Annotated in this window: 20 protein-coding genes; 6 read left to right on the top strand and 14 right to left on the bottom strand. The window is 48.3% G+C overall.

The features are described 5' to 3' along the window. The first annotated feature begins 171 nt into the window (after positions 1-171). Positions 172-483: a hypothetical protein gene (locus ACZ481_RS11220; RefSeq protein ID WP_464770224.1), complete on the top strand. Its 312-nt coding sequence runs from the start codon at positions 172-174 to the stop codon at positions 481-483. A 195-nt stretch (positions 484-678) separates the two neighbouring features. Here the strand turns inward: ACZ481_RS11220 and ACZ481_RS11215 are convergent, their stop codons facing one another. The 4 genes from ACZ481_RS11215 to ACZ481_RS11200 all read right to left on the bottom strand — a co-directional run bounded on the left by ACZ481_RS11215 (position 679) and on the right by ACZ481_RS11200 (position 3,782). Continuing rightward, a complete protein-coding gene (locus tag ACZ481_RS11215) occupies positions 679-2,424 on the bottom strand; it encodes an ABC transporter ATP-binding protein/permease (protein WP_464770223.1) in 1,746 nt (581 codons plus the stop codon). A gap of 162 nt (positions 2,425-2,586) precedes the next feature. Beyond that, a complete protein-coding gene (locus tag ACZ481_RS11210; protein ID WP_464770222.1) occupies positions 2,587-2,736 on the bottom strand; it encodes a hypothetical protein in 150 nt (49 codons plus the stop codon). A gap of 76 nt (positions 2,737-2,812) precedes the next feature. Further along, on the bottom strand, positions 2,813-3,241 hold the full coding sequence (locus ACZ481_RS11205; RefSeq protein ID WP_464770221.1) for a hypothetical protein: 429 nt from the start codon (positions 3,239-3,241) through the stop codon (positions 2,813-2,815). 100 nt (positions 3,242-3,341) lie between these two features. Further along, positions 3,342-3,782 carry a glucosaminidase domain-containing protein gene (locus ACZ481_RS11200; RefSeq protein ID WP_464770220.1) on the bottom strand — a complete coding sequence of 147 codons (441 nt, stop codon included), beginning with the start codon at positions 3,780-3,782 and terminating at the stop codon, positions 3,342-3,344. 284 nt (positions 3,783-4,066) lie between these two features. Here ACZ481_RS11200 and ACZ481_RS11195 point away from each other — a divergent pair, with 284 nt between their 5' ends. Then, positions 4,067-4,585 carry a hypothetical protein gene (locus tag ACZ481_RS11195; RefSeq protein WP_464770219.1) on the top strand — a complete coding sequence of 173 codons (519 nt, stop codon included), beginning with the start codon at positions 4,067-4,069 and terminating at the stop codon, positions 4,583-4,585. 293 nt (positions 4,586-4,878) lie between these two features. Here ACZ481_RS11195 and ACZ481_RS11190 read toward each other — a convergent pair whose 3' ends face one another. The 4 genes from ACZ481_RS11190 to ACZ481_RS11175 all read right to left on the bottom strand — a co-directional run bounded on the left by ACZ481_RS11190 (position 4,879) and on the right by ACZ481_RS11175 (position 6,594). Next, positions 4,879-5,283 (bottom strand): FmdB family zinc ribbon protein, encoded by a 405-nt coding sequence (locus tag ACZ481_RS11190; RefSeq protein WP_464770218.1) that lies wholly within the window; start codon positions 5,281-5,283, stop codon positions 4,879-4,881. A gap of 163 nt (positions 5,284-5,446) precedes the next feature. After that, a complete protein-coding gene (locus tag ACZ481_RS11185; protein WP_464770217.1) occupies positions 5,447-5,650 on the bottom strand; it encodes a hypothetical protein in 204 nt (67 codons plus the stop codon). A gap of 348 nt (positions 5,651-5,998) precedes the next feature. Then, positions 5,999-6,208, bottom strand: coding sequence for a hypothetical protein (locus ACZ481_RS11180; RefSeq protein ID WP_464770216.1), 210 nt, complete (start codon positions 6,206-6,208; stop codon positions 5,999-6,001). 242 nt (positions 6,209-6,450) lie between these two features. After that, positions 6,451-6,594, bottom strand: a complete 144-nt coding sequence (locus ACZ481_RS11175) for a hypothetical protein (protein WP_464770215.1) — start codon at positions 6,592-6,594, stop codon at positions 6,451-6,453. 308 nt (positions 6,595-6,902) lie between these two features. Here ACZ481_RS11175 and ACZ481_RS11170 point away from each other — a divergent pair, with 308 nt between their 5' ends. Beyond that, positions 6,903-7,106 (top strand): DUF5652 family protein, encoded by a 204-nt coding sequence (locus ACZ481_RS11170; RefSeq protein ID WP_464770214.1) that lies wholly within the window; start codon positions 6,903-6,905, stop codon positions 7,104-7,106. Between the two features lie 697 nt (positions 7,107-7,803). Here the strand turns inward: ACZ481_RS11170 and ACZ481_RS11165 are convergent. The 3 genes from ACZ481_RS11165 to ACZ481_RS11155 all read right to left on the bottom strand — a co-directional run bounded on the left by ACZ481_RS11165 (position 7,804) and on the right by ACZ481_RS11155 (position 10,187). Further along, a complete protein-coding gene (locus tag ACZ481_RS11165; RefSeq protein WP_464770213.1) occupies positions 7,804-9,333 on the bottom strand; it encodes a YifB family Mg chelatase-like AAA ATPase in 1,530 nt (509 codons plus the stop codon). 188 nt (positions 9,334-9,521) lie between these two features. Further along, positions 9,522-9,878: a YraN family protein gene (locus tag ACZ481_RS11160; RefSeq protein ID WP_464770212.1), complete on the bottom strand. Its 357-nt coding sequence runs from the start codon at positions 9,876-9,878 to the stop codon at positions 9,522-9,524. Positions 9,879-9,896: 18 nt separating this feature from the next. Beyond that, positions 9,897-10,187, bottom strand: a complete 291-nt coding sequence (locus tag ACZ481_RS11155) for an EscU/YscU/HrcU family type III secretion system export apparatus switch protein (RefSeq protein ID WP_464770211.1) — start codon at positions 10,185-10,187, stop codon at positions 9,897-9,899. A gap of 474 nt (positions 10,188-10,661) precedes the next feature. Between ACZ481_RS11155 and ACZ481_RS11150 the strand changes: the two genes are divergently transcribed. From ACZ481_RS11150 to ACZ481_RS11140, 3 genes are all read left to right on the top strand, one after another. Beyond that, a complete protein-coding gene (locus ACZ481_RS11150) occupies positions 10,662-10,829 on the top strand; it encodes a hypothetical protein (protein WP_464770210.1) in 168 nt (55 codons plus the stop codon). 120 nt (positions 10,830-10,949) lie between these two features. Continuing rightward, positions 10,950-11,387 carry a hypothetical protein gene (locus ACZ481_RS11145; RefSeq protein ID WP_464770209.1) on the top strand — a complete coding sequence of 146 codons (438 nt, stop codon included), beginning with the start codon at positions 10,950-10,952 and terminating at the stop codon, positions 11,385-11,387. 74 nt (positions 11,388-11,461) lie between these two features. Further along, positions 11,462-11,599, top strand: a complete 138-nt coding sequence (locus ACZ481_RS11140; protein WP_464770208.1) for a hypothetical protein — start codon at positions 11,462-11,464, stop codon at positions 11,597-11,599. A 39-nt stretch (positions 11,600-11,638) separates the two neighbouring features. Here ACZ481_RS11140 and ACZ481_RS11135 read toward each other — a convergent pair whose 3' ends face one another. From ACZ481_RS11135 to ylqF, 3 genes are all read right to left on the bottom strand, one after another. Beyond that, positions 11,639-11,977, bottom strand: a complete 339-nt coding sequence (locus tag ACZ481_RS11135) for a hypothetical protein (RefSeq protein ID WP_464770207.1) — start codon at positions 11,975-11,977, stop codon at positions 11,639-11,641. A 29-nt stretch (positions 11,978-12,006) separates the two neighbouring features. After that, the gene (locus tag ACZ481_RS11130; protein ID WP_464770206.1) at positions 12,007-12,801 is read right to left on the bottom strand and encodes a ribonuclease HII; all 795 of its coding nucleotides are present in this window, start codon (positions 12,799-12,801) and stop codon (positions 12,007-12,009) included. Between the two features lie 355 nt (positions 12,802-13,156). After that, positions 13,157-14,041: a ribosome biogenesis GTPase YlqF gene (gene ylqF / locus ACZ481_RS11125; protein WP_464770205.1), complete on the bottom strand. Its 885-nt coding sequence runs from the start codon at positions 14,039-14,041 to the stop codon at positions 13,157-13,159. Between the last annotated feature and the right edge of the window lie 37 nt (positions 14,042-14,078).

Raw genomic sequence — 14,078 nt, 5'->3', positions numbered from 1 at the left:
TTATGCACCGCCAGTGCCGATTGCCACTAATTGGCTGTTGGCTGCTTTCACCATCGCCTGTCCTGCCTGCGGTCTCCCCGCCGATACTAAATTTCGTACATTGTGCATAAATATAACAAAGATTAATAATGGGAGGTGGCTTTCATATACCGGCAGGTGCGCTCCATCCATATGTGGCTTGGCCTTTTTTTGACCATTAACCTCCTTGTCGAAGCAATTACCGGCCTGCTGCTGTCTGAACCCGGGCTTACCGGCGAACCCTACGCAACGATAGCACACGAAAACAGCGCCGGGCATCTGTACGGCCAGACAGAAACTCACTCACCTGGCCGGGAATTAATACAGGCGATCCATGAAGGTCAAATAGCAGCGACAGATCTGCGCTGGGTTATTGACCTAACGGCAATCGGATTAATTCTCTTAACAATATCCGGCCTGTATCTTTCTGTTCCATTCCTGAAAACCCGTAAGCGGCAGAGGTAGTTTCCTATTATCCCTTATCCGGCCTCTTTCAGACCCGGAGCTTTTCCCTGCTATCGCCGCTGCGCGTCAGGCCGCGCCACCTTACATTTCTGCTACTGCAAGCCGCAAGGGCCGGCGGTTCCGGCATTAATGCCGGAACCGCCGGCCCTTGCTCTTTCTTACCCCGTCAGAATTTATAACAGTTCAAGAGGCCGGTTATTTGTGAATCTTAGCAGCGCCGGCAAAAGCAGCCCTAAGCTCCCAACTGCCGTCGCCGCCCAAAAGCAGGCGGTTTTGGTGATAATGTACCAGTGTACTCCGGTGGCCCACACTGATGATGGTCGTCTTGGTCAGTGTTTTAACTGCCAGCCGGTACACCGCTTGCTCGGTAGTTTCATCCAGCGCCGACGTGGCCTCATCCAGAAACAGCCAATCAGGCCGCTGCAGGAGCGCACGCGCAAACGCCAGTCGTTGCTGTTCGCCCAAAGACAGGGCCTGCCCCCAGTCCAGCCACTCATCAAGCCGGCCTGTTAGCTGCCGGAGCCGGCAGGCTGTCAAAACAGCTTGTAAATCAGCGTCATTTACCGGCCGGGCCAGCCCGGGGTACAACAGTACCTCCCGCAGCGTGTTAATCGGCATATAGGATTTCTGGGGCACAAACATGATCCTCGCCTGGCGGGGAATCCGGATGCGGCCACTGGCATACGGCCATATACCGGCCAAGGTCCGCAGCAAGGTGCTCTTGCCGCAGCCGGAAGGGCCGGTTATCAGCAGGCTTTGACTGCCAGGCAGGGTTAATGTTAAATCCTGAACCAGCGTTTGCCCGTTTGGTTGAAAAACCTGAACACCCTCTAAGTAAAAATCACCGTGGTGCTGCCGGGAAACAACCTCCGGCTGGGATCTATCCTCGGTTTGGACGGCTTCCAGGCAGGTAAGAAAATTATTCAACCGGTTTATAACCGCCCGCCACTGCGCCAATTGGGTAAAACTGTCGATAATAAAGGAAAACCCGACCTGTACATGGTTATAGGCGTCAATGATCTGAAACATCTGGCCGAAATGAATCTGGCCGCGGAAATAAAGTGGTGATGCGATCAAGGCCGCGAAGATAACTGAAATCTTAGAGTAACCGGTTGTCAGCCACATCAGCCGTTTCCGGACGTCAATAATTTGCAGGAAATTGACTACAATCTCATTAAAGTGTTTCATACAATTTTTCTTTTCATTCTCTTCGCCACTGTACAGAGCGATGCTTTCCGCATACTCCCGTACCCGGACCAGACTGAACCGAAAATCGGCCTCGCACCGCTGCTGCTCATACTCCAGCCTGACCAGCGGGCGCCCGATTTTGAGTGTCCAGTAGGTACCGGCGATGGCATAGGCTAACGCCAGCCATACCAGATATCCGTATATCGGTATGTGCTGGCCGCCCACAGGCAAATAAAAAACCCCCGATAAATTCCACAATATGATAACAAACGAAAAAACCGTCACCACATCCTGCAAAAAGTCTACCGATAACCGCAGTGTTAGCCTGACAAACAATTCAATGTCTTCACTAATTCGCTGATCAGGGTTGTCGGTAGCATTCCCGGCCATTAACTGCAGCCGGTAATAGGATTTTTTTTTCAGCCAGGCCGACAGGTAGCGTTCTGTAAGCCAGCGCCGCCAGCGCAGGTGAAGGAGCATGCGCACATAGATCTGATACCCTTTGACGATAATGAATAAAACCCCTAATAATGCATACTGTTCCATTATTTGCAGAAAGCCCTCATAATTGAAGTTCTGGATCGCATCGTAAAAGGTCCCTTGCCAGAGATTAAGCTGGACGGTAACGTACACAAGCAGCAGATTTAAAATAATCACACCGGACAGCAGCAGCCAGGCCGACCATTTTTCTTCCGAGAACCAGTAAGTCCTGGCAATCCTCCAGGCCCCGCGCAGCATCACACCCCTTCGCATCTTCACCACCTCTTTATCGTTATATTGCATTTTTGCCAGGAGCAGTACAAAAACGCTAACTAAAAAGTACCGGTTCTACGTACAGCTTCCCGCCTGCGAAAAATCGCTCAAAAAAAAGCCGCTCCACCCCAAAAGGTGAAGCGGCAGCAAAAATGCTCCGGCTTAGCGGTGAGTTACTCTCTCAAACCACAAGAAAATCCCGCCCAGCCCCCCTACCATTGCCATAAACAAAGCTCCCTGCAGGTCAAGAACATAAAATCCCGTACCAATACCAATTGCCGTATTCAAGGCCCACCATAGAATATCCATCATAATTAACGCACCTCATTACCGATAAAATTATTATATATGTTATTATAGCATCACTGGCAGGAAAAATTCTACCTTACTACCTAAACACTACATACCCCAGTCCCGCTATCAGCAGCCCGCGCTGCAGCTTCAGGCCCTTAATCTCGGAGCGTACCTCGCGCTCGTATGCCTGCAAGGATTCGTTGGCCTTCTGCAATAAGTCCTGCGCTGTCTGTAAGTTTTGTTTGGCTGCTGTCAATTCGACTCTCAGCGTCAGCAACTGATTCTGCAACGCCGCCAAGTCCTTCTGATACTCTGCCAGCTTCAGCTGCGCTGTCTGTAAGTCCGTTTTCGACTCGGCCAACTCGGTCAATAGCTGCCTGTTGTTCTCGTCCAGCTGCTGAAATATCTGTTCTAACCTGGTCAACTCCTGCTCGGTCATTTGATACTGCGCCGAACAGGTACCAACCGATACCGAAACCAGCAAGCAGGCAAACAGCACTGATAACCAAAGTCTTTTTATCATTGAGAATCATCTCCTTTATCCTGGATAAACTAAACATGTATTGTCTCCTCTCCCATTAAAACGCCGCCCATCGCTGGACGGCGTCTTTTTTACGTTCCTATCACCGTTCAGCCGAGCCAGTCTGGCCGTCGGCAGCAGCAAAATTTGCCGCATAAATCCCTTTAACGCTGGCTAAATAGTTTGCCAAAGCATCCCCAAAATAGCCGCCACGCTTAAGTGCGGCAATATAGTCATCAATGCTGGCAGCGGCATATAAACCATCTTCTTCGTAGTAGCGGAGGTATTTGCCAAAATACTCGGCATAGGCTTCGTAGCTGGCAAATTGTTTATAGTAGTACTGACCGTCCGGTTGCGGTGTATCATTGGGTGTAACCTGCGTTAACCCACCGAGGTTATAGTACTCACTAGCCAAGGTGGAAGTAAATCCGCCTGTCTCATGACACCACTGACAATAAATCCATTCCGGTTTGATAATGTCACCAACGCCTTCATTGGCTACGGCGGCAGCCTGCTTCGCCAGGTCATAAAAATATTTATTCATATTATGATCCTCCTCTTATTGTTAATATATTTTCTGTCCAGGCTTCTTGTTACTGCTGCTTTCCGGCTAAAAGACACGGGACGGCGGTAATGTCTTTATAATAAGCCACTACTACCGTCCCGCTGCGTCTGCAACAGTGTACAGCAACACTACAATAACTGACCGCGCCATCTGCCAGCAGTCTTCTACGCCGTACCTATTGCTGACTACCTATTGGTAATTGGACGTATAATCCGGTGCTGGTTTGTCAATACTCCTGAAAAAGCCTCTGGGAGTACATATTCATGAAAATTATTATTAATCAAAAAGGCGCTAAACAACTTAAATATCTTATTGGCGAGTATTGCAGCAGTATTTTTCTTTCGGCCGAGTTCCTCTTTGCCGTAATCATGCTCTACTTCAATCAATATCTACCGGCAACTGTCTATGCCGGTTATGTTAAAGAGACGCTAAACTTTCTTGGCCAGGTTAGTGGTGGCCTGCTTGCCGTGATTTTCGCTGCTTTATCTATTACCGTATCCGTCAACTCAAACTCAGTTTTGCTGAAGATTCTTAACAACGTGAATTCGCTTAGATTCAGGTTTTCCCTGGCACTGCTGGCCTTCACCTTCATGCTTATTATTGCCTTGTATATTTGCTCAACCTACATAGCTGCCAACGACCAAGCCAATGTAATGCCGTCCTTCCCCTTAAAAGTAGTAATATTTTTTCTTGCCTATTCAGTCGTTGGCGTTCTTCTCCTGGTGATTGAGACAGTTTCACAGTTAATAAAACCCCTGCCCAAGGAAAAAAATGATTGTTAAACAGGCTGCTGCTAAAAAAGACTTGGTTTATGCCAAGTCTTTGAGGCCGACGGCAGAAACTGCCAGTGCCCTTAGGGTATTCCACAGAATTATTTATAAGTTCTGGTAGGCTAAAGAAACCTGAGCCGGGCCTTAGTGAAGGCATAAGCCGAACTGCCCTTATCCGGGCAGAAAGTTATATTTTCTCCAGGACATCAAAGCCCTGGCGTTATGCCAGGGCTTTACTCATGCCGGTTTCTCTTGGGGGCCTTGGCGCTGTTAATCGCTTTCACCGGCCAGGGGACAAGGAAGTTTTAATCCCGCTGAGAATCCTTTTGTTTAGGAATTACAATGGAATCAGGCATTAACTGACTCCCTTCCACAGGCACATTCCTGAATATTTCGTCATTGGAATTATCATCTCTGACTCTCTTGGTACTCAACACCTTGCGATAGTGAATAAAGGAGCCCTTGTTGCCGCATTCCGGGCAATAGGTATTATCACTGCGGTGGCGATTGGCTTTCCAGGAGAATAAATTGAAGTGAAGCCCGCAGCTCTGGCAAATAAAGCCGTTTACAAATACCCCTTCGCGTTCTTTTTCTTTAATGCCTGCGGGTTTGCTTTTTAAGATAAGCACTGGCTGGTTTTCTCGATGCAAACGGTTGGACTCATCTTGCATAAGTATAACCCTTCCTTTCGTTTTTTTACTCAAGGCCATACAGCCAAAGCCCCCATTGGGGCCCTGAGCAGATTTTCAAAAATGCCTCTTTCGTCATCTATTATGAATAATATTATAAGTGAACATTTGCCAATTTAATAGTATTTTATGTAAAGGATAACACGAATTAAGCGGCCCCTGAGCCTCCCTGGCAGCCGGCATCCTACAGTAAACACTCTGCTTCATTATCAAGCACATCAGTTAAGTAATCACGGATAATTGCATTTGCCCGGGATTTATCATCAACATTCGTAAAATGAAAGTTACCGTCGGCAATCTGAAAATCGGTAATTCCGTTCAACACCAGCTGCTCTTGTATGCGGGCCGTTAATTTACTTATTAATGATTCTTTCCCATTGCTAGTCATACTATCACAACTCCGTTCTATAATTTCCATAATTTGGATATTATTATAACACTATACACACAGAAAGCCAACAAAAAAATGACTTTTTAGTTTGCATCATAATTTAGTAACCGTGCAGTGGCGAATCACAAGAAAAAAAACCTCCCTTTCTTTATCCGTACATAAACCTGGCAAAATGGCTAAAAAAAAAACGGTTCGGGCCAAGCCTTTAAGGGCCCGATCTAACCCCAGCACTGAGGGTTATGCGTGTTGGCTGAGTAGCCGGGCTCAAATAATACTATGGTTTCATATACTGCTCGTCTTCTTACAGAATATAAAAACGCCGTCCATTGCTGGACAGCGTTTTTCTTATTTTAAAATCACGGTAATAACCGCTTCATTCTTAACATCAAAAATATCAACAGCCGTATTACCAGCCACGATAGCATACCGGCCCTTTTTGACTGGTTTGCTGTCAACTAAAATAGCCTGCACAGCATCAAAGGTCCATCCGCATCCCTCGGGCAATGCATAGACCCCGGATTCATCAGCACGGATTAACTTAATTATTTTAGCCATTTTACACCTCCAAGTATTATGTTACTTTATTATATGCACTTAACGATTGGCAGGTACCAGATTGCCCTGTCCCGCAGTCGGCTGCAGACAGCTATACAGCTTAGCGCCAGATAGTGCCTTGTGCAGATATCCGCTATCAGCCTGGAGCCGCTCTCCAGCAAAGCCGCAGTTGACTGCATTTTCAAAGTACGGGCAAAGGTAATTCGAGACTACCGGTATTAAACCCCAGTGCCTGGGACCGACTACGCCTCCGGCTGGCCTGGCATAGACGACCGTCCACCGCCGACATTTTCCTTGCCGGCCTGAATCTCCCGGCCCCGCTCATTATGCCACGCCGTCTCTCCCGATAGTGTATGAGCCAGTCCGCTGCCACTCAGTTTTTCCATTTGCTCTCTTTTTTACGTCCACTGCCGGCATCATGGTCCCCACCCCAATAATATAAATGCGGATTAGGGCAGACTAGTACCTCATCTTTCTTAAAAGCGAGGGAATAGTTTGCGTAGATTTTTTCGCAATGCAAGGCGGAGGAGCCGCACATATCGGACATATGTAAGGCGACGACAACGCAGCAGTGCGGGAAAAGATGGGCAAACTATCCTTGGGTTTAAGGGAGATGAGGTACTAGCTGCCCTTTTTGATATAAACTTATTACTATAGGCATCCTATATTTAATTAAACCAGAAAGGAGAATTTTATGGAAAACATAATTTCCACAATCCACCAGACGCCTTGGTTGTTTACTTTAATTATCATATGGAGTATAGCCTGGAAAGCGGTCGCCACTTGGCATGCTGCCCGGAATAGTCAATTAGGATGGTTTATCGCACTATTCATTATTAACACTGTCGGCGTGTTAGAAATTATCTATCTTGCCTTCTTCTCAAAAAGAAAATCATAACAAGGGTCATAAGTCATACATAAAATCGGCCTGCCATTCCCAAAGCCTCTGCCTCCCCTTGGCCGGCACCGGCTCTATCCGGCGCACGTTGGTGAGTATGAGTCAGAATTTAGGGTTGAAAGACCGGTGCCGCCATTCTGGATGAATATTGCCCAGAATAATTCAAACAAGTCTTATATGCGGGTGGTTGTACGGAATTGGAGGATTAAGATTTAGCTCGACCTATTACCCTACCTGGGCATCAGTTGCACGACCGTTATTTCCTGGAAATATTTTCAATATTTTATCCGTATTTGCCAGTAAATCTCTTGAAATCGTCTTCTGGGACGCCAGGGAGAAAAATAAAAAGGCTCAGGCAGAAGCCAAAGCCAAAAAGGAAAAAAGTCATGACTAATGAAGAATTTGAACGCTTAGTCCTTAAAAAACTTGGGACGTTAGAGCAAGCCAACAACATCTGGTTGAACGCTTAAACAGTGGTGAAGCAAAATTGACGCCGGATTTAAAAACACCTGCGAAGCAAATGATGCTTCACTCAGCTTAGTCGAGAGAAACTATCGAGAAGCTGAATCTCGCCTACGAGTTGAAGCTAAAATAGAGCTCCTAGCTAAACGACTTTTTGAAAACGAAGCAGAAATCTCGTCTTGCGAAAAAATCCCCGTGAATTATTGTTACGCTTCCAATGGAGTCAGACCGCTAGTTATTTACTGGCAATATAATTAAAATCATTGCGGAATTGAATAGCCTCGCCCACGTGTCTTGCTTCAATTTGTACAGATTCATCCAAATCGGCTATTGTCTGCGCCACTTTAATGACCCGGTCATAACCGCGGGCGCTAAGATTCATCCGGTTAAAAGCCTGTTTAAGCAGATTCACAGCTTCGCCTGTAAGATGACATAATTCTTTTATATGCTTATGCTGCATTTGCGCGTTAGCCCAGAACCCCAATTGCCGAAAACGCTGCTCTTGCACCTGCCTCGCCGTTTCTACCCGCCGGCGAATCACAGCCGACGGTTCCTGGGGTATGTCTTTCACTAAATCATTATACTCAAGGCGCGGCACATGAATGGATATATCAATACGGTCTAAAAGCGGTCCGGATATTTTTTTCCGGTAGCGGCGAATATCGCCCGCGGTGCACGAGCAATCCCGGGTCGGATCGGAACTAAAGCCACACGGACATGGATTTAATGCCGCAATAAGCATCAGCTTGGCCGGGAAGGACAAAGTGGCATTAACCCGGGCAATCGTAACCTCGCCATCTTCAAGCGGCTGACGGAGAACTTCCAGTATGGCCCGCGGAAACTCAGGCAGCTCGTCCAGAAACAGGACACCATTATGACTTAGTGTAACCTCACCCGGCCTGGGCATAGTGCCGCCGCCGATCAGCCCGGCAGTCGACACCGTATGATGGGGGCTGCGAAAGGGTCTGTTGGTTATTAGGCCGGTACTGTTTTTCAATAATCCGGCTACACTATAAATTTTTGTTACTTCCAGCGCTTCCTGCGGCGTCATAGCCGGCAAGATCGAGGCAATTCGCCTGGCGAGCAGCGTTTTCCCCGCCCCCGGCGGCCCGACCAGCATAACATTGTGAAAGCCGGCGGCCGCAATCTCCAGGGCCCGCTTGGCAACAAGCTGCCCCTGAACATCGGCAAAATCCTCCATTGCCGCCTTAGCCTGGTCTTTATATGGTTCCGGCATGACTGGCACCAGCAATTTCTCGCCGTTAAGATGGGCAGCAAGCTCTGTCAGCGTTGCCGGCGCATAGACTGTCAATTCACCGGCCAGCAGTGCTTCCTGAGCATTCTCCCGGGCCAGGACCAGTTCAGTTATATCATACCCCCGGCAATTAGCCGCTATTGACAGGATTCCTGCTATGCCCCGCAGCCGTCCTTCCAAAGAAAGCTCACCGGCATATACCTGCCGGCGGCAACTTTGGGGGTTAACCTGGCCGCTTGCCGCCAATATGCCTATGGCTATTGGCAAATCAAGACCAGAACTGTCTTTTTTGATATCAGCCGGTGCCAGATTAACGGTAATTCTCCGGCCGGGAAATTCAAAGCCGCTGTTTTTAATAGCGGCTCTGACCCGTTCCCGCGATTCACGCACCGCTGCATCAGGCAGGCCCACTATATCAAAGCCGGGAATGCCGTTGGCAATATCGACTTCAACTGTTATTAACACACCATGCAACCCTAATGTAGTTGAGCCATAAGTTTGTGCAAACACGGCGCACCCCCATAACGGCTTAGTACCTCATCTTTCTTAAAAGCGAGGGAATAGTTTGCGCAGATTTTTTCGCGATGCAAGGCGGAGGAGCCTTACATACCGGACATATGTAAGGCGACGACAACGCAGCGAGGTACTAGTACTTCATCTTTCTTAAACCGCTGGAATCGTTTGCGTAGCGATGAAAACTAGCTGCCAAATGCATTTATAATATGATTATAGCGAATGGTACCCTGCAGCAGGTATATTTCCAGAATATCAAACCGGCAGGCAATGTTGTTAAGACCACGGTAATGCAAATAACACAGGGCTGTATTTATTATTTTTCGCTGCTTTCTGAGATTAACAGCCTCGGCTGGCAGCCCGCGGCTGGTTGAGCGCCGGGTCTTTACTTCGATAAAAACTATATACTCCCGGTCCTGGGCAATGATATCAATTTCACCGGTTTTGGTGCGGTATTTGGTTGCAACAATTTTATACCCCAATTTGCTTAAATAGATTGCAGCCGACTGTTCCCCCTTATCACCTATGCCAATATGGTTCATAGTCGCCTCCACAGTCCGTTATCTCAGCTTGCTGCCCCAGCGCTGGTCCAAACGGTAAATGTACGCCAGTACCTCGGCCACGGCCTGATACAGCTCCGGCGGTATTTCCCGGTCCAGCTCAACCGCCATCAGCATACTGGTAAGTGTTTTGTTCTGATAAATAGGAATCCCGTGCTCTTGCGCCGAATTTAGAATTCTCCCGGCCACAGCCCCGGTTCCTTTAGCTACAACCCTTGGTGCCAGTCTTTCCTCTTCATCATAGGTAAGAGCAACTGCCTTACGCAACTTGCCATGCTCCTGCTCAGTCACTCCATCATCTCCTCTGTAACAAACCGATCACGAATTATGTCATTATATTCTTTATGCTATAGCCATTATCCTGCCGGAACAGCTTGTCAATGCATCTTATATACAAGGGCTGAGGTTTGAAAAAAAAGTCCCCGGCTACTGTCCGGGGACTTACTTATCTACAAAATCCAATCGACTATTACACCGACTATGATCGTCCAAAACACCAGTCTAAACCATAAAGGCCACGGTTTTACCGTATTTGACCTTTTATAAAGCCAATCCCGGATAAATACCATACTATCGCCTCCTTACTATAGTATTAAACAGATATTTGTAGAATCCTGCTGGTAAAAAATAGTCTGTAGCAGGTAATTTTTTTCATAAAAAGGGTAAAGGAGCCAGAAGCTGACTGGAACTATTTTCGGAAATTTATTTAGTAATTGTTATAATGCATCGATAACAAATAAGAATACAAATAAAGGAGGCTGCTGAATGGATAGAAAGCTCCAGCTAGAAAAAGAATGTTCAGCGTGTAACGGGTGCGGAAAAATCGGCAACCAGGCTTGTACCGCCTGTAACGGTACCGGCACTGCATTAACAGAAGACGGTCTGCAAATACTGAAATATTTAAGGGACAGTATCAGAATCTCCGAAAACTGATACCTTTGGTATTTTTTCTTTGTCATATTTTTGTCAAACTTTTGTTAGATAATGGTATCAATATATGCGTGGGAGATGATACCATTGAAAAAACTGATTTTATGTGCGCTTACTTGTCTTATGATTACATTATCCGGCACTGCGTTTGCCTGGAGCGACCGGGCTGAAGGGCGCCCTGATCAAAGCCTGGGACAGTTAATGAATACTGCCAGTTTATCAATTTGGCATGACCGTAAGGACGAGTTTCATGTTAAATCCACCAATTTGCGCGGCCGCCATGTATTTACCGGTGTGATTCAAACAGACGGCCGTTTCTATAATATTAAGGAAAAAGAACTGGAGAATGGTGACTTTGTTAAAGTTGACCGGGATCGCAACACCATCCGGTTCCGCTTTACCGGCCGCGGGATTGATGAGATCAATTTCAATATAAGAAAAGGGAAAATGGTAAAATTTGCTCTGTACAGAGACGGCCGCGAAATGCCCGGTAAAGATATATTTATTGGTAAAAAAGGCTGGCATCCCCGGGATAACCATTTTAAATTAAAAAATAACTGACACCCCGTTCTCCAGGCTTTGCCACAGCATGTCCGCCGCTGACCTGGGAAAGCTAATAGCGGAGGTGAACAGCGGTGGATAAAAAAATACGGAAAGATGCCGGGGAAAATCCGCTTCAGCCGGTGATTCCCGCAACAGAGCCCGCTGACGGGGCCTATCTGGATACCTTAAAGCAATTGCAGGCCGAGCGGGAAAAGGCTGACCGCGTCTAATAGGTACAGGCAGTCATCAAAATTTTTTATTGGGGTAAGCTAATCATTGGAGGTGATATTATGAGCAACGAATATCTGAAGCTCAACCTGCGCCGCCACAATGAAAAGGATAGGAAAAACCTTGAATTCACTAAAGAGTTCAGCCTTAAAAAGCAACTCCTTACTGGAAAAAGCTGTGGAGGCGGCAGTGTCAGGTAATCGTCCTGATAATACACTTTCCAAGTCAAAACGGTGGCTATAAGCCACCGTTTTCGTGTCCTGCCTTGACCACATTATCTTTTTAGGGTTAATGACGGCCAAATGGCAAAGGGCGGCGTCAGCCCCTCCTGGCAGCCCCCTGCCAGCATGCGTCGTCGGTGCTTCCTTGCCCTTTGCCATTTTTCTCGCCCTGGCGCGTTGTCGTCACCTTACATATGGCCGCTATGCGCAGCTTCAGCCTCCCTGACCGGGGCAAAACTCCGCCGGTGCTGCGGGCAGGGTCCGTATTTCTTAAGGGCGTCCAGGTGTTCCTGGGTGCCATAGCCTTTATGACGGCCAAAACCGTACAGCGGATACTGGCCGTCAAGCTCATTCATAAGCTGATCACGTTCGACCTTGGCAATAATCGATGCCGCCGCAATCGAGGCGCTGACCTGGTCCCCGCCGGTAATTGCTTTATAGGGAACCGTAAGCTCAGGCAGGGGGACGGCATCGGCAAGCACGGCCTGTGGTGCGGGTGACAGCCCGGAAACGGCGCCGTACATCCCTTTGACGGTTGCCTGGTAGATATTAATGGCATCAATCGTCTCGACACTGACTATGCAGGAGCTGACAGCAAGAGCCGCCGCCTTGATCTGCTGATACAATTTCTCCCGCTGCGCCGCGGTAAGTTTTTTGGAATCATTTAAGCCCGGCAGATAACAGTCCAGCGGTAAAATAACAGCGGCAATAAGTACGGGGCCTGCCAGCGGCCCCCTGCCAACTTCATCAGTCCCGGCAATCAAAGAATAGCCCAGCGCATATAGTTGATGCTCGTATTCATATAGGGCCTGAACCCGTTTTTGCTCCTGCCGTTCAGCCCGGCAACGGGCTTCCCACCTGTCCACAAGCCGTTGTACCGAAAGGCGGGCATCGGTTTTCAGGCTGTTCGTTATATGTAATGAAAGCTCAGGCTGCGACAATAATGTCGTAATCTGGGCTACTGTCATCTGTCTCGTATCCAAGGTACGCCCTCCCCCAATCAAGCTGCTTTACTTATTCTCTGGAGAATTAATTAATCCTGCCAGCCGGAAGTCAATTCTTGTCCTGGCATAAAGAAAACACGGCTTGCGCCGAGCCTTAGCGAAAGCGGAGCCGATGTTGCCCTTATCCAGGGAAAGTTAACCTTTCTATCAGGATAAGATAAGGCTTGGCTTGTTCCAAGTCCTTTAGGACGATGGCAGCAGCCGCCTGTGCCCTTTAGGGCATAGGCGTTCTTGTGTCCACGGAATTTACAAATTCCGGTAGACCAAAATAATAGAACGGCTCACCAATCACTAGCCGTTCCTTGTATAGGCCGGGCACATAAATACCGTTCCATTACTGGGTTTTGTCACCCTGATCCGCCGCCGTCTGATCAGGGTGATCCAGTGTAAACTGGCCAAGCTTGCCTGAGCGAAAGTCGGTCAAGATGATTCTTCTGACTTTTTCGTCGTCAATAATCCCGCCAGCCTTGAGGCAGCCCCGTTTAGCCCCGATCAAAGCCAGGAGCTCGCCGGCCTCTGCCGGCAGTCCGCCTGCACTCAGCTTGTACCGTTCACAAAGACGTTCAGCATACTGTTCCCGAAGGATAGCTAACAGTTTCAGGATAACCCTTTCCATATCATAGATATCATCCTTGATTGCCCCTGTCACGGCTAATTTAAAGGCGACTTCCTGATCGTCCATGCGGGGCCATAAAACACCGGGAGTATCTAATAACTCCAGATTTTTGCCCACTTTAAGCCATTGCTGTCCCCGGGTCACGCCGGGTTTGTCACCGGTTTTCGCCGTTGCGGTGCCAAGCAGCCGGTTAATAAGCGAGGATTTTCCCACATTGGGAATTCCCAGAATCATAGCCCGGACCGCCCGGCCCCTGATCCCTTTGGCCATAAGCCGGGCCAGCTTCTCGCCCGCTTCGGCTTCAACCCTGTTTACCAGTTCCTTGGCCCCCTTGCCGCTGGCGGCATCTAACGGGACGGTGGCAAAGCCCCGGCTGCGGAAATGCTGAATCCACTCGGCTGTACGCGCCGGCTCGGCCAGGTCTGACTTATTGAGCGCCACAACCCTGGGTTTGGCGCCAACAAGCTCGGCTATAACCGGATTCGCACTGCTTACGGGAATACGGGCGTCCAACAGCTCAATGACAACATCAATAAGACTTAACTGTTCACGGATCATCCGCTGCGCTTTGGCCATATGGCCGGGAAACCAGTGAATGTGCATTAAGTCAACTCCTTACCTAAGCAACCAAATGCTATAG

It is taken from the genome of Sporomusa intestinalis, from assembly GCF_055383785.1.
Note: the sequence above shows the minus strand (reverse complement) of the source record. Positions and strands in the feature narration are given on the sequence as shown.